This is a genomic window from Mycobacteriales bacterium, assembly GCA_040902655.1.
Lineage (GTDB): Bacteria > Actinomycetota > Actinomycetes > Mycobacteriales > SCTD01 > SCTD01.
On the sequence record JBBDWV010000015.1, the window covers coordinates 1 to 22,315 of the forward strand.

General features: G+C 71.1%; 18 protein-coding genes. 15 read left to right on the forward strand and 3 right to left on the reverse strand.

Translation table 11 applies throughout. The annotated features are described in order from the left end of the window. From WD794_03790 to WD794_03830, 9 genes are all read left to right on the forward strand, one after another. On the forward strand, positions 1 to 1,286 hold a 1,286-nt coding region (locus WD794_03790; protein ID MEX2289433.1), incomplete at its 5' end, for a DUF2157 domain-containing protein. Beyond that, positions 1,283 to 1,768 (forward strand): GDYXXLXY domain-containing protein, encoded by a 486-nt coding sequence (locus WD794_03795; protein ID MEX2289434.1) that lies wholly within the window; start codon positions 1,283 to 1,285, stop codon positions 1,766 to 1,768. The genes WD794_03790 and WD794_03795, both read left to right, overlap by 4 nt. Before the next feature lie 54 nt (positions 1,769 to 1,822). After that, positions 1,823 to 5,128, forward strand: coding sequence for a UvrD-helicase domain-containing protein (locus WD794_03800; protein ID MEX2289435.1), 3,306 nt, complete (start codon positions 1,823 to 1,825; stop codon positions 5,126 to 5,128). Continuing rightward, positions 5,125 to 6,957, forward strand: coding sequence for an exodeoxyribonuclease V subunit alpha (gene recD, locus WD794_03805; GenBank protein MEX2289436.1), 1,833 nt, complete (start codon positions 5,125 to 5,127; stop codon positions 6,955 to 6,957). The genes WD794_03800 and recD overlap by 4 nt, the downstream gene beginning before the upstream one ends. 178 nt (positions 6,958 to 7,135) lie before the next feature. Next, on the forward strand, positions 7,136 to 8,335 hold the full coding sequence (locus tag WD794_03810; protein ID MEX2289437.1) for a mandelate racemase/muconate lactonizing enzyme family protein: 1,200 nt from the start codon (positions 7,136 to 7,138) through the stop codon (positions 8,333 to 8,335). Further along, positions 8,263 to 9,438, forward strand: coding sequence for a TAXI family TRAP transporter solute-binding subunit (locus WD794_03815; GenBank protein ID MEX2289438.1), 1,176 nt, complete (start codon positions 8,263 to 8,265; stop codon positions 9,436 to 9,438). Before WD794_03810 ends, WD794_03815 begins: the two co-directional genes overlap by 73 nt. After that, positions 9,438 to 11,507, forward strand: a complete 2,070-nt coding sequence (locus tag WD794_03820) for a TRAP transporter fused permease subunit (protein MEX2289439.1) — start codon at positions 9,438 to 9,440, stop codon at positions 11,505 to 11,507. The genes WD794_03815 and WD794_03820 overlap by 1 nt, the downstream gene beginning before the upstream one ends. Then, positions 11,504 to 12,610: a mandelate racemase/muconate lactonizing enzyme family protein gene (locus tag WD794_03825; protein MEX2289440.1), complete on the forward strand. Its 1,107-nt coding sequence runs from the start codon at positions 11,504 to 11,506 to the stop codon at positions 12,608 to 12,610. Before WD794_03820 ends, WD794_03825 begins: the two co-directional genes overlap by 4 nt. Positions 12,611 to 12,741: 131 nt before the next feature. Next, entirely contained in the window at positions 12,742 to 13,836 is a 1,095-nt protein-coding gene (locus WD794_03830; protein ID MEX2289441.1) for a LacI family DNA-binding transcriptional regulator, read from the forward strand. 159 nt (positions 13,837 to 13,995) lie between these two features. Here WD794_03830 and WD794_03835 read toward each other — a convergent pair whose 3' ends face one another. After that, the gene (locus WD794_03835; GenBank protein MEX2289442.1) at positions 13,996 to 14,517 is read right to left on the reverse strand and encodes a hypothetical protein; all 522 of its coding nucleotides are present in this window, start codon (positions 14,515 to 14,517) and stop codon (positions 13,996 to 13,998) included. Further along, positions 14,514 to 16,322 carry a carbon starvation protein A gene (locus WD794_03840; protein ID MEX2289443.1) on the reverse strand — a complete coding sequence of 603 codons (1,809 nt, stop codon included), beginning with the start codon at positions 16,320 to 16,322 and terminating at the stop codon, positions 14,514 to 14,516. Before WD794_03840 ends, WD794_03835 begins: the two co-directional genes overlap by 4 nt. Before the next feature lie 65 nt (positions 16,323 to 16,387). Here WD794_03840 and WD794_03845 point away from each other — a divergent pair, with 65 nt between their 5' ends. The 6 genes from WD794_03845 to WD794_03870 all read left to right on the forward strand — a co-directional run bounded on the left by WD794_03845 (position 16,388) and on the right by WD794_03870 (position 21,970). Then, positions 16,388 to 17,173 (forward strand): hypothetical protein, encoded by a 786-nt coding sequence (locus tag WD794_03845; protein MEX2289444.1) that lies wholly within the window; start codon positions 16,388 to 16,390, stop codon positions 17,171 to 17,173. Positions 17,174 to 17,282: 109 nt separating this feature from the next. Beyond that, positions 17,283 to 17,429 carry a hypothetical protein gene (locus tag WD794_03850; GenBank protein MEX2289445.1) on the forward strand — a complete coding sequence of 49 codons (147 nt, stop codon included), beginning with the start codon at positions 17,283 to 17,285 and terminating at the stop codon, positions 17,427 to 17,429. Between the two features lie 38 nt (positions 17,430 to 17,467). After that, entirely contained in the window at positions 17,468 to 18,079 is a 612-nt protein-coding gene (gene coxB / locus WD794_03855; GenBank protein MEX2289446.1) for a cytochrome c oxidase subunit II, read from the forward strand. A gap of 41 nt (positions 18,080 to 18,120) precedes the next feature. Then, complete coding sequence (gene ctaD / locus WD794_03860; GenBank protein ID MEX2289447.1) at positions 18,121 to 20,628, forward strand: cytochrome c oxidase subunit I; 2,508 nt, start codon at positions 18,121 to 18,123, stop codon at positions 20,626 to 20,628. Beyond that, complete coding sequence (locus tag WD794_03865) at positions 20,625 to 21,077, forward strand: hypothetical protein (protein ID MEX2289448.1); 453 nt, start codon at positions 20,625 to 20,627, stop codon at positions 21,075 to 21,077. Before ctaD ends, WD794_03865 begins: the two co-directional genes overlap by 4 nt. After that, complete coding sequence (locus tag WD794_03870) at positions 21,074 to 21,970, forward strand: cytochrome c oxidase assembly protein (GenBank protein MEX2289449.1); 897 nt, start codon at positions 21,074 to 21,076, stop codon at positions 21,968 to 21,970. Before WD794_03865 ends, WD794_03870 begins: the two co-directional genes overlap by 4 nt. Here the strand turns inward: WD794_03870 and WD794_03875 are convergent. Further along, complete coding sequence (locus WD794_03875; protein ID MEX2289450.1) at positions 21,933 to 22,286, reverse strand: hypothetical protein; 354 nt, start codon at positions 22,284 to 22,286, stop codon at positions 21,933 to 21,935. The genes WD794_03870 and WD794_03875 overlap by 38 nt on opposite strands. Between the last annotated feature and the right edge of the window lie 29 nt (positions 22,287 to 22,315).

A 22,315-nucleotide genomic window follows, 5' to 3' on the forward strand; every position in this document is an offset into this window, starting at 1 on the left:
GGGGAAAGGGGAAACAGGCCGCCACGGCGGTACTGCGCCCCGGACTACCAATGGACACAGCCGGCGGGAAGCCCAGCAGCGGGACGGGCGCCGGCGCGGTCAGCCTGCCGGCCCGGCAGCTGAGCTGGCTCGAGGGCGAGCTGACGCGCTGGCAGGCGCAGGGCCGCATCGACGCGGGGACGGCGGTCGGCATCCGGGCGCAGTACACCGCGAGCCGCCGGTTCTCGCTGGCGCGGCTGCTGCTCGCGCTCGGTGGGGCCTTCGTCGGTGTCGGGCTGATCTGGCTGGTCGCCGCGAATGTCGAGCAGCTGTCGCCTGTGACGAGATTCGCCGGGGTCACGGTGTTCTGGCTCGGTGCGGTCGCGGGCGCCGAGCTGCTCGCCACCCCCGGCCGGCAGCAGGCCCCGAGCTCCGGCGGTGCCACGGTCGGGGCGGTCCGGCTGGTCGCCGCGCTGGCCTTCGGGGCCGTGGTCTTCCAGGCGGCGCAGAGCCTGCAGGTGCCGGCCTACGACTCCGGCCTGCTCGGCGCCTGGGCCGCCGGGGCGCTGCTCTACGCCTATGCCGCCGGTGCGGTCGCTCCGCTGCTGGTCGGCATCCTCACCGGGGTCGGCTGGTACGTCTGGGCGGTCACCGAACGCACCGCCTCCGTCGGGGGCGCCGTGGTGGCCCTGCTGCTCGCCGCCGTGCTGGCCACGGCCGTGGCGGTCGTCCACACCTCCGGATGGCAACCGGGATTCGCTCCGCCGTGGCGCCTGACCGGCGCGCTGCTGGCGCTCGGCGGGCTCTTCCTGGCGGCGCTCCCACACATCGGCCGCGACGGCGATGCGGTTTCCGGCGTGGTGTGGGCCGGCGCGGCGGCCGTCCTGCTGGCCGCGGCGGTGGCCGCCTTCCGCGCGGACCGGACGGGGCGGCTGGAGCTGGCCGCCGTTCTCGGCGCCGGCGCGCTCGCCCTGCTGCTGCTGCGGTGGCAGCCGCCCGGCGCCGACCGGGTGGCCGAGCTGTCCGGTGAGGCGCTGCTGCGGGCGGTCGCCGCGATCCTCGTCTACCTCCTGGCGGCGGCGTGGTTCGCCGTGCTGGGGGTGCTGCGCGACGCCGGCGGACTGACGCAGCTGGCCACCGGCGGGCTCGTCGTCTTCACCGTGGTGCAGAGCTTTGCAGTGTTCGAGCCGATCCTGTCGGGCGCGGCGTTGTTCCTCGCCCTCGGCGCGGTGCTCGCCGGGACGGGCTACCTGGTGGACCGCGGCCGGCGCCGGCTGGTCGCCGACGTCGCGGAGGTGACGACATGAGCTGGAGGTCGCGGTCGGTGCGGGTCGCGGTCGCCTGCCTGCTGCAGCTGGTGCTGGTCGGCGTCGCGGTGGCGCCGTCGCTGTCCGCGCGGGTCACGGGGGAGGAGTACCGGCTCGCGGTCGCGCCGGTCGATCCGGTCGACCCGTTCCGGGGCGCGTACGTCACCTTGAGCTATCCGGATCTGACGCAGGCCCGTGGTGACGGGTCGTCCCTGTCGGGCATCGTCTTCGTCCCGCTCGAACCGGTCGCCGGCAGCGACCTGTGGCGGGGCCGGCCGGCGCAGTCGCAGCGCCCCGCGCGCGGCCCCTACCTGCGGTGCAACGCGGACAGCTGGCGGCTGCGCTGCGGCATCGAGAGCCTGTTCGCCTCGCAGGACACCGCCAGCCGGCTCGAGCGCGAGCTCCTCGACGGAGCCGTCGCGACGATCCGGGTCGACCGCCGCGGAAACGCCGCCGTTCTCGGCGTGCAGCCGGACCGCTGACGGCTGCCGGCCGTCCGGGCCACAGCTGTCCGGGCCACGCTGTAGACAGGCGCGGTGAGCTTCGACCTCTACGGCCCGCTGCCGACCGGGACGACCGTGCTCGAAGCCAGCGCCGGCACCGGCAAGACCTGGACCATCGCGGCGCTCGCGACCCGTTACGTCGCCGAGGGACACGCCGAGCTGTCCGAGCTGATGCTCGCGACCTTCAGCCGGGCGGCCACCCAGGAGCTGCGGGAGCGGGTCCGCGAGCGGCTCACCTCGACCGCCCGCGCGCTCGGCCGCGGCGGGAGTGACGACCCGCTGGTACAGCACCTCGCCCACTGCAGCGACCCGGAGCTGACGCTGCGCCGGCAACGGCTGCGACAGGCGCTGGCGCAGTTCGACGCGGCCACCATCGCCACCACGCACAGCTTCTGCCAGCAGGTCCTGGACGGCCTCGGCATGGCCGGCGACCACGAGCCCGGCGTCACGATGGTCGAGTCGGTCGATGACCTGCTGCGCGAGGTGGTCGACGACCTCTACCTGCGCAAGTTCGCCGCGCACGGCGCCGATCTGCCGCAGTTGACGCCGAAGGATGCGCGGGAGGTCGCCCGCGCGGCCACCAGGGACCGGCAGGCGCGGCTCGAGCCGTCCGGCGCCGACCGCGCGTCGGCGCCGGGGCAACGGGTGGGGCTGGCCGCGGCCGCCCGGGCCGAGCTCGAGCGGCGCAAGCGGCTGACCGGCGTACGCGACTTCGACGACCTGCTGGTGCTGCTGCGCGACGCCCTGGCCCACCCGAGCCGCGGCGCGGCGGCCTGCGAACGGTTGCGCGCCCGCTACAAGGTCGTGCTGGTCGACGAAGTCCAGGACACCGACCCGGTGCAGTGGGAGATCCTGCGGCGGGCCTTCCACGGCTCGGTCGCGCTGGTGCTGATCGGTGACCCGAAGCAGGCCATCTACGCCTTCCGCGGCGCCGAGGTCCTGAGCTATCTGGACGCGGTCGGGGCGGCGGACCGGCACGAGACGCTCGCGACGAACTGGCGCAGCGACCAGGCCCTGCTGCACGGGCTCGAGCAGCTCTACGGCGGCGCCGCGCTGGGCCACCGGCAGATCCTCGTGCGGCCGGTCGAGGCGGCGCACCGGGTCCCGCGGCTGACCGGCACGCCGCCGGTGCGGCTGCGAGTGCTCGACCGCAGCGGCGCCGGACCGCCCGGCCGCAACGGCTTCCCCGTCCTGCCGCGGATCCGGGAGAAGGTCGCCGCCGACCTGGCGGCGCAGGTCGTACGCCTGCTGGACGGCCCGGCGCGGCTCGACCTGGACGGCGGGCCGCGCCCGGTGCGGCCCGGTGACATCGCGGTGCTGGCCCGCAGGCACGTGCACGCGCGGTTCGTGCAGGCGGCGCTGGAGCGGGCCGGGGTGCGGTGCGTCGTCTCCAGCAGCACCAGCGTCTTCGGCACGCAGAGCGCCCGCGACTGGCTGTGGCTGCTGCAGGCGCTGGAGCAGCCGCACCGCGCCGGGAAGGTCCGGCTCGCGGCCCTCACCCCGCTGCTCGGCTGGACGCCGGAGCAGCTGGACGCGGCCGGTGAGGAGGGGCTGGACCGCGTGGGCGCCCTCGTGCGGGAGGCGGCCGCGCGGTTCGAGGAGGTCGGGCCGGCGGCGGTGCTGGAGCGGCTGTCGGCGCAGACCCGGCTGGAGAGCCGGCTGCTCGGGGTCGAGGCGGGGGAGCGGCGGCTGACCGACCTGCGGCACCTCGCGCAGATCCTGCACCGCACCGCGGTCGAGCAGTCGCTCGGGCTCAGCGCACTCGTCGGCTGGCTCGGCGAGCGGGTCGAGGAGCCGGAGAGCGGGAGCCTGTCCGAGCGCAGCCGGCGGCTGGAGACCGACGCCGCGGCGGTCCAGATCGTCACCGTGCACGCCAGCAAGGGGCTGGAGTTTCCCGTCGTGTTCGTGCCGTACGGCTGGGACGGCGCGAAGAACCCGCAGCAGTCGACACTGCTCCTGCACGACCCCGACGGCACCCGGGTGCTCGACGTCGGGGGCAAGGACGGCCCCGGCTGGGACGAGCGCAGGAAGGCGGCCGAGGTGGAGGACGCGGGGGAGGAGCTGCGGCTGCTCTACGTCGCCCTCACCCGGGCGAGGTGCTCGGTCGTGCTGTGGTGGGCGCCGTCCGCGGTGACCGCGGCCTCCCCACTGCACCGGCTGCTGTTCGGGCGGGTCGAGGGCGACCCCGAGCCCGCTGCCCGCCCCCACGTTCCCGAGGACGACCCGGCGCTGGCGCGGCTGACGCAGTGGGCCCGGCCCGGCGGGATCGCGCTCGAGCCGGTCGGCACCGACGTGCCGCCGACGCGCTGGGAGCCCGCCGCCGATCCGGCGCCGAGCCTGGACGTCGCGCGCTTCACCCGGGTGCTGGACACGACCTGGCGACGCACCTCCTACTCCGCCCTGACGTCGGCGGTGCACGACGCCCCGCGGGTCGGCAGCGAGCCGGAGCAGCCCGACCTGACCGACGAGCCCGCCGACGGACCGGAAGGGCCGCGGTGGCTCGACAGCACGGTCGGCGTGCGGGGCGACGTCCCCGGCGACGTCGTCCGCGCCGGCCCGCCCTCGACGATGAACGCCCTCCCGTCCGGGGCCGCGTTCGGCACCCTGGTGCACGAGGTGTTGGAGGTGGTCGACACCTCCGCCGGCGACCTGGCAGCCGAGCTGCTGCTGCGCTGCCACCAGACGGTGTCGCGCCGGCTGGCGGCGGTGGACCCGGCAGCACTGGCCGAGGCGTTGCTGCCGGTGCTGCGCACCCCCCTTGCCCCTGGCCTGACGCTGGCCGACGTCCCGCCGCGGGACCGGCTGGCCGAGATGGACTTCGAGTTGCCGCTGTCCGGCGGCGACGACGTCACGGCTGTGCAAACCCGGCTGCAGGACGTCGCGGACCTGCTGCGCGCGCAGCTGCCGGCGGACGACCTGCTGGCGCCGTACGCCGACCTGCTCGAGACGGTGCAGGCGCCGCCGCTGCGCGGCTACCTGTCCGGCAGTCTGGACGCGGTCCTGCGACTGCCCGGCCCGTCGTACGTCGTCGTGGACTACAAGACCAACCGGCTCGGGCGCGGCGACCTGACGGCGCTGCACTACACCCGGCAGGCGATGGCGGCCGAGATGCTCCGCGCGCACTACCCGCTGCAGGCGCTGCTCTACGCCGTCGCGCTGCACCGCTTCCTGCGCTGGCGGCAGCCGGGCTACGACCCGGCGACGCACCTCGGTGGGGTGCAGTACCTGTTCGTACGCGGGATGGTCGGTCCGGCGACGCCGGCCGGCTGCGGGGTCTTCGCCTGGACACCGCCGAGCCCGCTGGTGACCGGGCTGTCCGACCTGCTGGCCGGCGTGTGAAGGCCCTGCGGGCGGCCGGCCTGCTGGGCGCCTTCAACACCGCAGGGGTGCTCGAGGCGGCGGACGTGCACGTCGCGCAACGGCTGGGCGCGCTGGCCCGGGAGAGTCGCGACGAGGTGCTGCTCGCCACCGCGCTCGCGGTGCGCGCGGTGCGGTTCGGCTCCACCTGCCTGGAGCTGGACCGGCTGTGTGAGGTGACGGTGGACGAGGAGTCCGACACCGACGTCGCCGCTCTGCCGTGGCCCTCGCCCGGCGGGCTGGTCGACGCACTGCGGCACAGCCCGCTGGTCGTCGGCGTCTCCGTCGGCTCGCTGCAGCCCCTGCGGCTGGTGGACACCGACGGTGGCCCGCTGCTCTACCTGGACCGCTACTGGCGCCAGGAGCAGTCGGTGCGCGAGGCGCTGGAGGACCGGGCGTTGCGGCGACCCGAGCTGGACCCGGCTGCCGTGCAGGTGCGGCTCGCGACGCTGTTCCCGGACTCCGCCGCGCCCGACCGGCAGCGCGTCGCGGTCGCACTGGCGGCGACCCGGTGGACCACGGTGCTGACCGGTGGACCGGGCACCGGCAAGACGAGGACCGTCGCGCGGGTGCTGGCGCTGCTCGACCGGCCCGGGTTGCGGATCGCGCTGGCGGCGCCCACGGGGAAGGCGGCCGCGCGGCTGCAGGAGGCGGTCGCCGAGCAGGCCGGGCCGCTCGGGCTCCCTCCAAACCTGACCGCCACCACCCTGCACCGGCTGCTCGGCTGGCGGCCGGACAGTCGGACCCGCTTCCGGCACGACGCGTCCGACCGGCTGCCGTACGACGTCGTGGTGGTGGACGAGAGCTCGATGGTCTCGCTGACGATGATGGCGCGGCTGCTGGAGGCGGTCCGGCCGGACGCCCGGCTCCTGCTGGTCGGTGACCCCCACCAGCTCACCTCGATCGACGCCGGAGCGGTGCTGGCCGACCTGGTGGAGCGTCCGGTCGGCGGAGCTGACGACCCGCTGCTGGCGCAGCTCGTCGGTCCGGACCTGTCGGCGGCGGACGACCCGCAGGAGGCAGCCCTGTCGACGCGGGAGCGGGAGCGGCTGCGCAACGGGATCGTCCGGCTCAGCCGTGGCCGCCGCTTCGGCGGGACCATCGCCGAGCTGGCCGTGGCGGTGCGTGATGGCCAGGCCGACCGGGCGCTCGAGCTGTTGACGGCCGGGGCGGCCGGCGTCTCCTTTCTTCCCCCTGGTGAGGTGGCGGCGGTGCGCGCGGACGTCGTCGCCTGGTCGGCTGCGGTGACCGAGGCGGCGGAGGCCGGGCGGGTCGAGCAGGCGCTGCTGCGGCTGGAGGCGCACACGCTGCTGTGCGCCCACCGGCGCGGGCCCGACGGCGTGGCGGAGTGGGCGCGGCTGGCGGCGGGCTGGGTCGGTGCCGTCCGCGGCGAGCCGGTGGATCCGTCGCGCTGGTATCCCGGGCAGCCGTTGCTGGTCACCCGGAACGACCACGAGGCCCGGGTCTACAACGGCGACACCGGTGTCGTCGTCCGCCGTGGTGAGGAGCTGCTGGCAGCCTTCGGCCGGGGGAGTGCCCAGGTGGTGCTCCACCCTGGCCGGCTGGCGGACGTGCAGACGGTGCACGCCATGACGATCCACCGCAGCCAGGGCAGCCAGTACGACACCGTGTCGGTGGTGCTGCCGGACACGGCGTCGTCGCTGCTGTCGCGCGAGCTGCTCTACACCGCGATCACGCGGGCCAGGAAGCACGTGCGGGTGCTCGGGACGCAGGAGTCGGTGCGGGCGGCCGTGGACCGACAGGTGCTGCGGGCCAGCGGGTTGCGGCGGATCGTCAGCGACGGCGGTTGAACCAGCACGCCGAACCGACGCTGCGTCAGCAGGCGGCACCTTCGCCCCCGTCGAGACGCCCGTAACCACCCTTGACGGCCAGCGCGACTCGCCCTACGTTCTGGAATCGATCTCAGGAATCGTTTCCAAGCCTCTGGAGAACTACGTGCCGGCGCAACTAATCATCGACGAGATCCAGGTGCACGTCCTGCAGGTTCCGCTGCAGAAGACGTTCTGGATGTCCACGGAGGCGTACACGACGGCGGGGCAGATCTTCGTCGCGATCCGTACGGCTGACGGTTTGACCGGTTATGGACAGGCCCACGGCAACCCGCTGGACGAGATCGCCCAGGTCGTCCGGGAGGACCTCGCTCCGATCGTGCTCGGGGGAAGCGCCTGGAATGTCAGGGACCTGTGGCAACAGATGTTCGAGATGACCTACCGGCGCACGAAGGCAGTCACGACCGGTCAACCGCACTTCGGCAACCGAGGTCGCTACCAGACGATGGCGGCCATAGCGGCCGTGGACATCGCCCTCTGGGACCTTCGCGCGAAGGCTGCCGACCTCCCGCTGCACCGTCTGCTGGGCACCGAGCGCAGCACTGTGCCCGCGTACGCCTCGGGTGGCTACTACCCCAGCTCCGAGCGCGATGCCCTCGGCATCGATGGCCTTTTGGAGGAAATGGGGACCTACGTGGACGGTGGCTTCGACACTGCCAAGATGAAGGTGGGCCGGGACCCCGACAACGACATTCGGCGGGTGGCCGCCGTGCGGGAGCACTTCCCCGACCTGCGCTTACTGGTCGATGCCAACGGCGCCTGGACCTTCACCGAAGCGGCGCGGGCCGCTGCCGGGTTCGCCGACTACGGCGTGGCCTGGCTGGAGGAACCGCTGGCCTGGTTTGCCAACGCCACGGATCTCGGGCGGCTCGCCGAGGTCAGCCCGGTGCCGCTTGCCGGCGGCGAGCAGGAGCCTCACAAGTGGGCATGCGTGCCGATGCTCGACCAGGGCAACCTGCGTTATCTGCAACTGGACTGCACACGAGCCGGTGGCATCACTGAATGGCTCGACGCCGCGGCCTTCGCCGTGCAGCGCAACGTGGGACTCGCCCCTCACCATGACCCGCAAATCCACAGTCACCTGCTGGCGGCCTACGGCGACGACGTGATCCAGGAGACCTTCCCCGATCCGGTCCGGGATCCGCTGTGGGACCTGTTCTTCCTGCGGCGACCGACCCTGGAGAACGGCATGGTTCAACTTCCGGCCGCGCCCGGGCTGGGCTTCGAGCCTGACCCGAAGATGCTCCGGCGTTGGAGCGTCGCCTCGTGGACCTGCACTGGCACCAGGGCCGACGTCAGCGTCCGCCAAGGATCCGTCAGCACAGCGGCAGCCGGCTGACCCACGACCGCCTGCACATTCTGCGCCAGCCGCCCGTCCATGTACGGGCCGCTCAAACTCGAGAAGGAGAGCACCTGATGGCTACATCGTTTCTACGGACCCGACACCGCTACACCCGGCTGACACTCCCCCTGCTGATCGTCGTGATGGCTACGGCCTGTGGCGGCGTCGACGCAGAAAAGGCCACGGCAGGAAAAGGCAGCGGCTCGGCCGGTGGCAAGACACTGACCACAGGTTGGGGCCCGAGTAACGGCCAGTGGTACCTGTACGGAGCACAGTCGATGGCCATCCTGGAAAAGGCCACCGGACTGGACATCACGGTCCGGGAGAGCGCGGGCAGTGAAGAAAATGCGATCCGCATGGATCGGGGTGAACTGGACGTCGGCATGCTGGATGCCAACGGGGCCACAAAGGCTCTAGGCGAGGGCCACAGTCTGACGGCGTTGTTCCCGCTGTCGATCGTCGTCTGGCAGATGGTCGTGGGTGAAGACACTGATATCCACACGATCGAGGATCTCGCGGGCTCGAAGTTCAACGCGGGTCCGGTCGGTGGGGCCAGCGCCATGGTCACGCAGGAGGTCCTCGAAGAAGGCCTCGGGCTCGACATCAACTGGTTCGAGGCGACGGCACCTGACGCGCAGTCCGCCTACCAGGGGCGTCAGATCGATGGGTTCGCCCTCAGGGGAGCTGGTGTCCAGGCCGACGGCGCGGTCCTTGAGGTGAACTCCGCGCGGCCGGTCCGGCTGCTGTCCTTCACCGACGAGCAGATGCAGGTCGCACAGAAGGTGAGCCCGGATCTCGCGCCGGCCACCATTCCCGCTTCCACGTACGGCACGGACAAGGACATCCAGGCACTGGGGTACTGGGGGGTCGTTGTCGGCGCTGCCGCCGATTTCGACGAAGAGCAGGCCTACCTGCTGACGAAGGGTTTCTGGGAAGAGATCGACAAGATCGCGGCACAGCTGCCGCAGACCAAGGGGATGAAGCCGGAAGACGCCGTGACCGAAGCGCTCATGCCTCTGCATTCAGGAGCCGTGCGGTACTACGAAGAACTGGGCATCGAGGTTCCTAGCGAAGTGCGGGCACCCGCCGCCCGGAACTGATGATGGAGGCCACCTCACGGCCTGCGGCCCGCGACGCAGGCAGTGACGCAGACCCCACCGCTGTTCTTGACCCGATCCAGCACAGGCTGGAGGAGGCTGCCGTTGTCGGTGGCGAGGCGCATCCCGGTGCGGCGGAGGCAGCGGGCCACGTCAAACCGCGTTGGCGCATCATCGCCCTCGCAGTTGTCGGTGTCGCGACCGTGGTGTTCCACGTTCTGACGGCGTGGACCGGCCCCCTCACGAGTTTTCGGCAGACGTCGATACACGTGCTCGCCGCCACGGCCATGTGTCTGCTCAACAACTGGGACGGCAGTGGCCCGCCGGGTACTCGGCGGGCTCGGGCAGCGGGGGCGCTGGCCGCGCTCAATCTCACCATCGTCGCGGTCGGTACCGTGTACGTGTTCCTGAACTTCCAGCGCATCGCCTTCGAGTTCGGGTACGCCCGCCCGACGAGCACGGACATCGTGCTCGGAGTGGCGATGCTTCTTGCAGTGTTTGCCGCAGCGAGGCGGGCGATCGGCTGGGCCTTCCCGATCATCGCCGGGCTTCTTTTCGCGTACGGCCTGTGGGGGCACCACGCGCCGGGGGTGCTCTCCCACGCGCAGATGTCCTTCACCGATCTGGTCGCGGACGGGTTCATCAGTCCGCTGGGCATCTTCGGCGCCATCACGGCGACATCGGCCACGGATATAGCGGTCTTCATCATCCTGGGTGGACTGCTCATGACCACCGGCGGAGGTGATGGTTTCCTGAAGCTCGCGCTCGTGGTCGCGGGACGTCGGCGGGGTGGCCCGGGCAAGGTCGTGGTCGTCTCCAGCGCGCTGTTCGGCATGATCAACGGCAGTGCGGTGGCCAACACGGCCAGCACCGGCGCCATCACCATTCCGATGATGATTCGGTACGGCTTCAGGCCGCGATTCGCTGCCGGAATCGAGGCAGCCGCCTCTACCGGCGGCCAGTGGACCCCGCCGATCATGGGCGCAGTCGTGTTTCTCATGGCACAGCTGCTGAGCATCCCGTACTACCAGCTGGCGGTCGCCGCGATCATTCCGGCGGTCATCTTCTATGTCGCGTTCTTCTGCACCATCCACACGGAGGCAAACAAGCACGGACTGGTCGGTATCCCCAAGAGCGACCTGCCCAAGCTGCGCGGCTTCGTGGACGAGCTTTGCATCCTGTTCCCGCCCGTGCTGGTCCTTCTGTTCATGATCGTGCAGCGGTATCCGGTCCGCATGGCCGGGTTCGCCGCCGTGGTCACCCTGCTGGCCGCCGCCACCGTCATCCAGTTACTCTGGCGCCGCACCTCGCTCCGCGACTACGCTCAGATGCTCATCGCCGGCAGCGTGGGTGCAGCGAGCACCATCGGCGTCATCGGCGTGCTGGTCGCAGGATCCCAGGTGATCGTGGCAGTCGTCGGCACCACGGCATTGGGGCTGAACCTCGGACAGTTGGTCTTCCAGCTGGCCACAGCCTCGTTGCTGGGGGCGCTGCTCCTCGCCGGCGTCATCAACATCGTCCTGGGTCTGAGCCTGCCTACGGTTCCGTCCTACCTCATCGCCATCGCCATTACCGGCGCCGCGCTGGAGGGCCTTGGGCTCGAGCCCATCGCCGTGCACTTCTTCGCGCTCTACTTCGCGACGCTCGGAGGTCTCACGCCCCCCATCGGGGCCACCTGTTTCGTGGCCGCGGCTATCGCCAAGACGGGGTGGGTGGGGGTGTCGTTCACTGCGATGCGCTTGTCGGCGATCGCTTTCATCATGCCATTCGTCTTTGCCCTGCGGCCTGAACTACTGCTCGTGGGTGACGTCCAGGCAATCGTTGAAGTCGCTGTCAGCACAGCTGTGGGCGCGGTTGCTCTCAGTGTGGCGATGACCGGGTACGGCACCCGCCGGCTGCGCGTTTGGGAAGTGGGGCTACTGCTTGCCAGCGCCGCGGCTCTGCTGGTTCCCGGTGGAGTCACGAACCTCTTCGGCGCGGCGGGCGTCGGCCTTGTCTTCCTGGCGCACTTTGTCGTTCGCGAGGCCGAGTCGGCGCAGACAGTTGACAACTACGGAAGAGAGAGCAAATGAAACTCGAGACGCTCGAGACCATCCCTGTCGTGGCGAAACTACCGAAGGTGTTCCACGGGTCGTACTACAAGATGGACCGGCGGGCCACGTTGGTCACGAGAATACGTACGGATGAGGGGGTGGTCGCCGAGGTCTACAACGGCGACGAAGTTGAGACACAGCACGAGATCGCCAAGATCATGCAGCAGGAGTTGTGGCCGCGGATCGTCGGGATGAACCCGTTGCAGATCCAGGCCGTGCGCGCAGCGATGCTGCCGGTCACGTTCGACATCCTCCGCGACCGGGACCTCGTGATCATGGCCATCTCGGCCATCGACACCGCGTTGTGGGACATCGTGGGAAAGGCCGCCGGCCTGCCGTTGGCCACGCTGTGGGGCGGCTACGCGGACAGGTTGCCCCTGATCGGGATCGGCGGCTACTACAGCGACGACTTCTCGGAACTCGCCACCGAGGTAGAGGACTATCTGGAGCTAGGCATCCAGGGGTCGAAGATGAAGGTCGGGTCCGCGTCCCCCGAAGTCGACGCCGAGAGGTTTCGCACGATGCGTCGCGCCGGCGGCTCCGAATTCATCCTGATGGCGGACGCGAATCAGGGCTATGAGCCGGAAGACGCCGCCGCGTTCGCCAACGCTGTGGCTGAGGACGGCCTGCGTTGGTTCGAGGAGCCCGTTCGCTGGTACAATGATCGTCGGTGGATGCACGACATCCGGATGAAGACGGGTGTCGCTGTGGCTGCCGGGCAGAGCGAGCACTCCCGTTCGGGTGCCCGAGACCTCATGGTCGAAGGCTCCATCGACGTCTGCAATTACGACGCGTCATGGTCCGGCGGCCCGACGGAGTGGCTTGCGGTGGCTGGAACCGCACGTTCCTTCGGGGTCCAGATGGCTCACCATGAGGAGCCCCACCTGTCCATTCATCTGCTTGCATCCCAACCGCACGGCACCTATGTCGAATGCTTCCATCCGGACCGGGATCCGATCTTCTGGCAGATGCTTGCCAACCGGCCGGAGTTGGACGGCAGTGGCTACCCCGTTCCGGAGGGTCCTGGCTTCGGACTGGAGCTGGACTGGGCGTGGATCGAGCGTCACCGCGTAGATCGCTGAGGACCCCGTGGCCCGTCGGTGACTCGGCTGTGTGGCGTCGGTACCATTCAGCGGCGACGCACGTTGCTTGCAGTCCTCTCGCCTCTCCGGACAGGACGGCGGCCTCCGGTGCACGAGGGAGGTGAGGACGCTTGGGCAACATCAGGGAGGTCGCTCGACACGCTGGCGTGTCCCCGTCCTCGGTCACCCGGGTGCTCAACGGTCACCCGAACGTCAGCGGAGACTTGCGGGCCCGGGTGCTGGCCGCTGTCGAAGCGTGCGACTACAAGCCGGATCTGATGGCGGCCGGTCTACGTCGAGGGATCAGTCGCACGATCGGCGTGGTCGTGAGCGACATCGTCAACCCACTCTTCGCCGAGATCGTGGAGGGCCTCGAGGAACACCTGCGCGGTCACGGCTACTGGGTGGTGCTGGCCCATTCTCACGGGGACCCTGACCGTGACGTCGAGAGCATCGGCCTGCTGCAGCAGCGGCGAGTGGACGGTCTGGTTCTCTCGGTGGCGGACGAGACGCAGCCACGACTCGTCGACGCACTACGCCGCCTACCTGTGCCGGTGGTACTGCTCGACCGTGAGATCGAGGGCTGGACCGATGCCGACGCTGTTCTTTCCGATCACCGTCCCGGTGTATCACGGGTGACCGGGCAACTGCTGGACGCCGGACACCGTCGGGTGGGGTTGATCAGCGGCTCTCGGGAGACCCGACCTGGTCGGGAGCGTCAAGCCGGCTTTCTGGATGCCTTTCATGAGCGCGGGCTGCCTTCCAGCCCGGAGCTCGTCCGGACCGGTGCCATGTCGGTCCCGGTGGGGGAGCAGTCGGCCATGGAGATCTTCGCCGACGATCGACCTCCCACGGCGGTGATCACTGGGGCAAATCTGCAGCTGGTCGGCGTGTTGCACACCCTGCAGAGGCTGGGGCTCCTGGTGGGTCGGGACGTGGCGGTCGCGGCCTGCGACGACGTGCCGATCGCGGCCCTGCACAATCCCCCCATCACCGTGGTCGCACGCGACACGCGACAACTGGGGCGGGAGGCTGCCGGCCTCCTGCTGGCGCGTCTGGCTCATCCGCAGAAACCTTTTCAGACTCTGCATCTGCCCACTGAGGTGATCGTTCGACGGTCGACAGAACTCTGCACGGACACGGCCGCGCGTGGGCGGCCAGCGGATTGCCAGGCGGACGAGGCGACTGTCTCCGGGCCCGAGCCTCGGCTCGCCAGGACTGAATGACGGGTCGTCCAGTCGATGCCATCAGCGGGTCGCTCGTTGGAGCACGATGTCGGGCAGCCTTCGTTGCCGGCTTGGTGGCGTGTGGGACTCATCGCGCCGGCTGGCGACAGCGCGACCGATCAACTGCTCGTCGGTGAACGGCCGTACCTGTCGGCGGTGTCAAGGGAGGTGCAGCCGAGGCCGAGGGCGGCGACGGCCAGGGCGCCGAGGTCGCGCTGCTGCACGGGAGAACCGCCGGGTCGGGAGCCTGTCCGGCGACGTCCTGCCCCTCGCCGGACAGTTTGCACCTGGACTCTCCAGCTCGGTCCGGACCGCGGCGACCGCGGCCTGCGGCGGCGGGAGCCGTCCGGAGAAGAGCACCCGTCCGTCGACGATCAGTGACGACACGACCAGGCCGGAGCGGACCGCCCCGAACAGTGGCATGCCGCGCAAGCCCAGGCGCCGGCCGTCGGCCACCAGCGTCGGCACCAGCCACAGCCAGTTGGACGGCGAGACCACCTCGAGGCTGACGTCGGCTGGCAGCGCGTCGCGCAGCGCGCGGTAGACCGCCCCCACCGGGTCCTGGCGCGGCACGTGCCGGTGTGACCCGCCCTCGTCGAAGGGCCGGATGTCGCCGCTGCAGCAACCGGCGCCTGCCGGGCCGGCACGAGGATCACGGACCAGCACCACCCGGTGGCTCACGGCACGTCGTCCTGCGACGGCTCGCCCACCGGCCGCCCGTCCGCCGGTGACGACGGATTCGCGCGGGACACCACCGAGGCCGGTGCCCCTTCCGCCTCCCGCGGCAGCGCCGTGTCGTACGGCGGTCGCTCCCGGAAGGCGGTGCGAAGCGCGAGTCCGGCCTCGACGATCAGCCACATCGCGAGTACGAAGATGATCGCATCCAGCGGGGCGAGCACCCACTGGCCGGCCTCGATGAACCTGCGCAGGTTCACCACCAGCGCCCAGGTCGTCATCGTCAGCAGGAAGATCAGCGGCACGAGCACGACCGTGGGGTTGCGGCCGCTGCGGGTCACCCACACCGCGATGACCGACAGGGCCAGCCCCGCGGTGAGCTGGTTGGTCGTGCCGAACAGCTGCCAGAGAACGCCGAAGGTGTAGCCGGCCTCCCCGCCGCCGGGCAGCAGCGCCATCCCGAGCGGGATCAGCACGGCCACGGTGGTCGCGAGCGTCAGGTTGCGCGCGAGGACGCCTACCTTCGCGATCTCGCCGATCTCCTGGACGACGTAGCGTTGCAGCCGGACCCCGGTGTCCATCGTCGTCGCCGCGAAGCTGATGACGACGACGGCGGCGAAGATGGTGGCCAGATCGACCGGCACACCGAGGTTGCCGGCGAACTCCGCGACACCGCGGACGAAGTTGCCCACCGCCCCTCCGGAGGCGGTGGCGAAGTCCGGGTAGAGCGCGTCCCAGTCGGCGCGGCTGGCTGCGACGCCCGCCGTGGTGGCCAGCACCGCCCCGGTCGCCAGCGACCCCTCGCCGACGGCTCCCATGTAGCCGACATAGCGGGCGTCCGGTTCCTTGTCGAGCTGCTTGGACGACGTGCCGGAGGCAACCAGGGAGTGGAAGCCGGAGATGGCGCCGCAGGCGATCGTGATGAACAGGAACGGGAAGAAGCTCGGCGAGCCCTCGGGGACGTCGTTGACCACGGGCGCCTGGATGCGGTTCGCGCCGACGATGACGCCCAGGCCGATGACCCCGAGGGCGATGAACAGTTGGTGGCTGTTGATGTAGTCGCGCGGCTGCAGGAGCACCCACACCGGAATCCGCGAGGCGACGAAGGTGTAGGCGAACAGCAGCACCACCCACACGTTGCGGGTCTGCTCGACCCCGAGTGTCTCCGCCAGGGCGTCGAGGGAGATGGGAAAGGCCTTCCCGACCAGGATCAGCGCGTAGAGCAGGATCACGCCGGCGATGGACGGCAGCAGCGCCGAGGACCGGGTCCGGTAGATGTACTGCCCGATCGCCATGGCGAGCGGGATCTCCACCAGGATCGGGATCACGGCGCCCGGGTTGGCGACGAACAGGTTGCCGATCACGACGGCGAACACGGCGTTCACCAGCGTCAGAAGGAAGAAGATGATGACCAGGAAGAGCATCCGGGCGCGGGCGTTGATGACCGATCCGGCCAGCGTGCCGATGCTCTTGGCCTTGTGGCGCACCGAAACGACCAGCGAGCCGAAGTCGTGCACCCCCGCGGCGAAGATGGTGCCGAGCACGATCCAGGCCAGCGCCGGACCCCAGCCCCAGAACACGGCGATGGCCGGGCCGACGATGGGCGCGGCGCCGGCGACCGAGGTGAAGTGGTGACCGAACAGCACGTGCTTGTTGGTCGGGATGTAGTCGACGCCGTCGGCGAACTCGTGCGCCGGCGTCACGAACGCCGGGTCGAGCCCGTAGACCTTGGCGGCCAGATAGCTGGAGTAGTAACGGTAGCCCAGGAAGAACAGCAGCCCGACGACCGCGGCGACGACGAAAGCCGGCATCTCGCTTCCCCTCGCGAACCGGTGGCCCGGACGGTCACCGTCCCTCGGTATTCGAGCACGGCAGCATGAGGAAAGCCACCGGGCTCGCCGCCACCGTCCACAGTGCCGGGCTGGCCGAGCTGGTCTGGCCGTCCGCGGACGGTGCGGCCCCGCAGGCACTCGGCGCCGTTCCGCTGCTGCTGGGGGAGCAGCCCGCGCTGGCCCTGCCCTGGGGCTACGCCGCGCAGGCCCGTGCGGCGGCGGCCGCCGGCACCGCCGCGCTGGTGCTGTCCGAACCGCGGCTGAGCGGACCCGGATGGCTGCCGCTCGCTGCGTCGGGGCCGCTGACCCTCCTCGACGACGGCGACGGGAGCCTGTTCACCGCACAACTGCTGGACCAGGAGCTACGCAAGCACCCGCCGGCCCGCGCGCTCGCCGGCTCGCCGCTGCTGCGGCGTGAGCACTGGTGGTACCTGCCGCGGCTGGTGCTGCTGCTCGACCCGCAGCACGTCGCGCCGGTCGCCGCGCGCAGCGGCCCGCTGGACGCCGTCCTGGCCGTCGACGACGAGCGGCTGCACGTCCGCACCGTGCGGGTGGGGGCCTGGGACGACGACCCGCTGCTGCTGGACGGCGCGCCCCCGGGCGTCTCCGGTCCTGCGGTGCTGGTGGGCCAGGAGGTGTCGGTCCCCGACGCCGAGCGCTGGACCGTGCACGTCACGACCGGCCGGTACGACGCGGGTCGGCTGGCCGAGGTGCAGCACCCGGCGACGCGGGCGCTGGAGCCCGTTCCGGGTCTGCTCGCCCGGGTGCGTCGCCAGCGGGCGCTGGAGCGGGGGTGCGTGCGGGCGCTGCGCGCGCACGGCCACGGCTGACCCTGGAGCAGACCGACCATGTCCCGCGCTTTGTCGGAAAAAGGTGTAGCCGGTCGCCGACGGGACAGGGGACCGTTGATCCATCTGGTCCCTGAGGAGGAGGAAGAAGATGCGCAGGAGCAGAAGTCAGGCCGCGGTCGTGGCGCTCGTCGCGATGCTGAGCCTCGGAGCGTGCAGCGACACGGTCGAGGATGTCGACGTGCCCGACATCGACGTTCCGGAGTCGATCGCCCCCGACGGCGAGGGCGGCAGCTGATCCACCGGAGGGGCAACGGTCGACCGTAGGGGGGGAAGGTGGACCCGCAGGGGCCTGTCGCCGCGGCGATCGACGAGCTGTGGTGGCTGATGCTCGGCCTCGGCATCGCGGTCTTCGCCGTGTTCCTCGTCCTGCTCGTGATCGGCCTCGTCCGCGAGCCCACGGAGCAGGCCGACGCGGACCCGCAGCGGCGGATCCGCCGCTGGCTCGTGGGAGGCGGCGTCGTCCTGCCGCTGGTCGTCGTGACCGTCGTGTTCGGCGCGACGGTCCGGGCGATGCAGGCGGTACCGGGCGTGGCCCCACCCGGCGCCCTCGTCGTCGAGATCATCGGGCACCAGTGGCGGTACGAGGTCGGCTATCCGGAAGAGGGCGTCACCGCCGTGGACGAGCTGCACCTCCCGGTGGGGCGGCCGGTCGCCCTGCACCTGACGTCCGCGGACGTCATCCACAGCTTCTGGGTGCCTGAGCTGGGCGGCAAGCTGGACATGTTGCCCGACGGCACGAACGTGCTCGTGCTGCAGGCCGACCGGCCGGGGCAGTACACCGCGCGGTGCGCGGAGTTCTGCGGTCTCGGGCACGCCTCGATGCAGCTCGACGTCGTGGCCGAGAGCCCTGAGGCGTTCGCCTCGTGGGTGGCGGCGCAGCAGTGAGCGGGGAGCCGGGCGTGCCGCCGCGCGATCAGACACCGGTCATGCCCGAGCCGGGGACGCTGGACGAGCTCAACCGGCTGTGGGCGGACCCGCGCGGCCTGTGGGGCCAGCTGACCGGTGTCCAGAACGGCAAGGTGGGGGCCCGCCTGCTGCTGACCGGCTTCTTCTTCGTGCTGCTCGGCGGCAGCGTCGACTCGCTGGTGATGCGCCTGCAGCTCGCCGTACCGGAGAACTCCCTGGTGGGCCCGCAGCTCTACAACGAGCTGTTCACCAACCACGGCTCGGTGACGATGTTCCTCGTCATCCTGCCGATCTTCGAGGGCTTCGCCATCCTGCTGCTGCCGCTGATGCTCGGCACCCGCGAGATGCCGTTCCCGCGGTTGGGCGCCTTCGCGTACTGGACGTTCCTGCTCGGCGGCCTGCTCTACTACAGCAGCACCTTGTTCCAGCTGGTGCCGGACGCCGGGTGGTTCGCCTACACGCCGCTGAGCGGCAAGGAGTTCTCCCCCGACCTGGCCATCGACTTCTGGGTCCTCGGGCTCGGCGTCGCCGAGATCGGGGCCATCGCCGCGGCGATCGAGATCATCGTCAGCGTGCTGAAGATGCGCGCTCCCGGGATGACGCTCACCAGGATGCCGTTGTTCGCCTGGGCGATGCTGGTGACGGCGTTCATGATCCTGTTCGCCTTCACGCCGCTCATCATCGGCAGCCTGCTGCTCGAGCTCGACCGGGGCTTCGGCACGCAGTTCTTCGTCCCGGACAGCGGCGGCAGCTCGCTGCTCTGGCAGCACCTTTTCTGGATCTTCGGGCACCCGGAGGTCTACATCCAGTTCCTGCCGGCCACCGGCGTCGTGGCGATGATCGTGCCGGTCTTCACCCGGCGCCGGCCGGTGGGCTACCTGTGGTTCGTCGCGGCGCTGGTCGCGATCGGCTTCCTGTCGTTCGCGCTGTGGGCGCACCACATGTTCACGGTGGGACTGCCCCCGCTGGTGCTGAGCTTCTTCAGCGCCGCCAGCATGGTGATCGCCATTCCCGCAGGGGTGCAGATCTTCTCCTGGCTGGCCACCATCTGGTCCGGCCGGCCGGTGTGGCGGACGCCGTTCCTGTTCGTCGTCGGCTTCCTCGTCATCTTCGTGATCGGCGGGATCACCGGGGTGATGGTGGCGGCCGTCCCGTTCGATCTGCAGGCGCACGACTCCTACTTCGTGGTCGCCCACCTGCACTACGTGCTCATCGGCGGTGTCGTGTTCCCGATCTTCGCCGGGATCTACTACTGGTTCCCGAAGCTGACCGGCCGACTGCTCGACGAGCGACTCGGCCGGTGGAACTTCTGGCTGCTGTTCATCGGCACGAACGTCGCGTTCTTCCCGATGCACCAGGTCGGGCTGATGGGGATGCCCCGCCGGGTCCACACCTACGAGGCCGGCCTGGGCTGGGGCATCTACAACCTGATCTCGACGCTCGGCGTGCTCATCATCGTGCCCGGCATCGGGGTGTTCATCTGGAACGTCGTCCGCAGCTACCGGCGCGGGCAGGAGGCAGGCCCGAACCCGTGGGGCGCGGACACGCTGGAATGGTCCCTGTCGTCGCCGCCGGCGGAGCATGCGTGGTCGGTGCTGCCGATCGTCCGCAGCCGGCATCCGCTCTGGGACCAGGAGGAGCTCGACCGGGGCGAGGAGAGCCTGGAGCGCTTCGTGCACGGGATCTCGCAGTGGCCGCTGCGTTGGCGCGCCGCGGTGATCGTCGGTACGGCGGACGCCCGGCCGCAGGAGGTCTTCCGCGTCGCGGGCCCGTCGATCTGGCCGCTGGTCGCGGGCCTCGGTGTCGTCCTGATCTTCCTCAGCGAGCTGGTCAAACTCCGTTGGGGCGCTGCTGCGGGTGCCCTCGTGGTCGTGGCTGCGGTGATCCGTTGGAACTGGCCGCAACCCCCGCCGATGACCGAGGAGGACGAGGACGCCTTCGAGCGCGAGTACGGCGTGCCGGTGAACGCCCACGGCAGCGTCATCGTCGCGAGGGTGGGGACCGCGCTGGCGATCCTGTTCGTGGCGATCGCGTTCGCCAGCCTGTTGTTGAGCTACTTCTACCTGCGCCTGGAGAACCCGCAGTGGCCGCCGACCGGCGTCGGCGACCCGCCGCTCGGCCAGCCGCTGATCGCGGCGGCGCTCGTGGTCGCCAGCGGCGCGGGGATGTGGACCGCGCAGCGGCGCATCGCTGTGGGCGACCGGCGTGGCTTCCTCGCCGGCCTGGTCGCAGCTCTGGCTCTGGCTGTCGCCGGGGGGGCCGTCCAGGTGCTCGCCCTGGCCCAGTACGACGCCGTCTGGCGGGCACACGCCTACGGCTCGATCTTCTACACCCTGGCCGGATTCGTCCTGCTCGTCGCGGCGGGCGCCGCGATCATGCTGGCGATGGTCGTCCACTGGGCGCTGCGCGGCGTGTACACGCCCCGACGACACGCCCCGATCGCGAACGTCGCGAGCTTCTGGACGGCCATGCTGGTGGTGTGGATCGGCGGCTTCGGAACCCTCCACCTCGCCCCGTACCTGACATGACCGGTGGAGCCGACGGCACTGCCGGCGAGGCGACAGCGCCGGCCGGCCAGGGCACCCCCGTGCCGGTCGACGTCTCGCCCGACCCCGGCATCCGGCTCCTGGTCGCCGTACTGCTGGCGGGGCCGGTCCTCAGCTCGATCCACTTCCTCGTCGTCTACCTGGCCGTCGAAGCCGGCTGCACCGGCGACGGGGCCGGTCTGGACGTCGTGACGCTGGTCGCCACGGCTGTGGCAGCGCTGGCCTGCCTCGTGTCCGCGGGATGGGCCTACCGGCGGTGGCGGGCCGATTCGGGCGCGGCGGGCAGCCACGCAGGGCCGGTTGCGTCGAGTGGCGGGTTGACCGACCGCAGGCCACTGGCGTTCGTCGGCTTCCTGCTGTCGCTGCTCGGCGTCACTCTCGTGCTGTTCGTGGGCCTGCCGGCGCTGGTCCTGCCGGCCTGCGGCCCGTGACGCCGACCCACCCGGGGGAGCCCCTGGCGCCGCACGAGCTGGCCGTGACGTGGAACCCCGACCCCCTGCTGCTCGGCGCGCTGCTGCTCGCGGCCTGGGCCTACCACCGCGGCTGGACCCACCGCGGCCAGGCCCGCAGCGACCGGCGACGGAGCGAGGTCTGGCGGGCAGGCTGCTTCGCCGCCGGGTCGGTGGCGGTCGCCCTCGCGCTGCTGTCACCGCTCGACGCGCTGGCCGGCGTGCTCGCCTCCGCGCACATGGTCCAGCACCTGCTGCTCGTCCTGGTCGCCGCACCGTTGCTGGCCTGGAGCTCCCCCTCGGGTGTGCTGCTGCGCGGGAGCCCGCCTGTCGTGGCCCGCGCTGTCAGCCGGTGGCGCAGGCGGCTCCGGATGACCGGGCACCATCCGCTGCGCCATCCGGGCACGGTCTGGCTGCTGCACGTGACGGCGCTGTGGGGATGGCACGCCGCGGCGGCCTACGACGCGGCGCTCGAACACCGCCTCGTCCATGCCCTCGAGCACGCGAGCTTCCTCGTCACGGGAGTGCTGTTCTGGCGCCTGCTGGTCGGTCCCCGTGCGGTGCGGGTCTTTCCCGGTGTCGCTGTCCTGTTGATCTTCACGATGGCACTGCAGAGCGTGCTGCTGTCGGTCCTGCTGACGTTCGCCGGCACGCCCTGGTACTCCGGCTACGCCAGCACGACCCAGCCGTGGGGGCTCGACCCGCTCGCCGACCAGCAACTCGCCGGCGCGATCATGTGGGTTCCGGCGGGTCTGGTCTACCTGGGGGCGGCTCTCGCCCTGCTCGTCGGCTGGCTCCGTGACACCCAGGGCGACGACGTCGCGCCGACGACCGCGGTCAGCCTCGAAGCCAGCGGCGCACCCGGACCCAGGTGACCTCCTGCAGCTGCTCGCCCGGCTGCAGCGGCGGCCCGACGACGGTGCCGTCGGCCCGCCGTGCGGCGTCGTGCCCCGGGTGCTCGCCGGGCTTCGCGTGCCGCAGCCGCAGCAACGCCCACAGGGTGAGGCCGGCCAGCAGGAACCACTCGACCGCGTAGCCGTAGTTCAGCAGCGCGCCGCCCTCCCGGGCACGTCCCCACTGCCAGAGCGACAGCCGGAGCATGAGTGCGGCGCCCAGGCCGGCGACGGTCACCGCGAGCCCGATCCGGATCCGCTGACGGACCCTGCGCCCCGCCCGGGACGAGCGCTGCACGGCCGCTCCCTTCCGGTGCCTCGGTCGCC

What these genes read in the sequence shown, in the direction of transcription:
- WD794_03795 (MEX2289434.1), top strand. Translation starts at nt 1,283, where the DNA reads ATGAGCTGGAGGTCGCGGTCGGTGCGGGTCGCGGTCGCCTGCCTGCTG.
- WD794_03840 (MEX2289443.1), bottom strand. Translation starts at nt 16,322, where the DNA reads ATGCCGGCTTTCGTCGTCGCCGCGGTCGTCGGGCTGCTGTTCTTCCTG.
- ctaD (MEX2289447.1), top strand. Translation starts at nt 18,121, where the DNA reads ATGCCCGAGCCGGGGACGCTGGACGAGCTCAACCGGCTGTGGGCGGAC.
- WD794_03865 (MEX2289448.1), top strand. Translation starts at nt 20,625, where the DNA reads ATGACCGGTGGAGCCGACGGCACTGCCGGCGAGGCGACAGCGCCGGCC.
- WD794_03850 (MEX2289445.1), top strand. Translation starts at nt 17,283, where the DNA reads ATGCGCAGGAGCAGAAGTCAGGCCGCGGTCGTGGCGCTCGTCGCGATG.
- WD794_03845 (MEX2289444.1), top strand. Translation starts at nt 16,388, where the DNA reads ATGAGGAAAGCCACCGGGCTCGCCGCCACCGTCCACAGTGCCGGGCTG.
- WD794_03825 (MEX2289440.1), top strand. Translation starts at nt 11,504, where the DNA reads ATGAAACTCGAGACGCTCGAGACCATCCCTGTCGTGGCGAAACTACCG.
- WD794_03820 (MEX2289439.1), top strand. Translation starts at nt 9,438, where the DNA reads ATGATGGAGGCCACCTCACGGCCTGCGGCCCGCGACGCAGGCAGTGAC.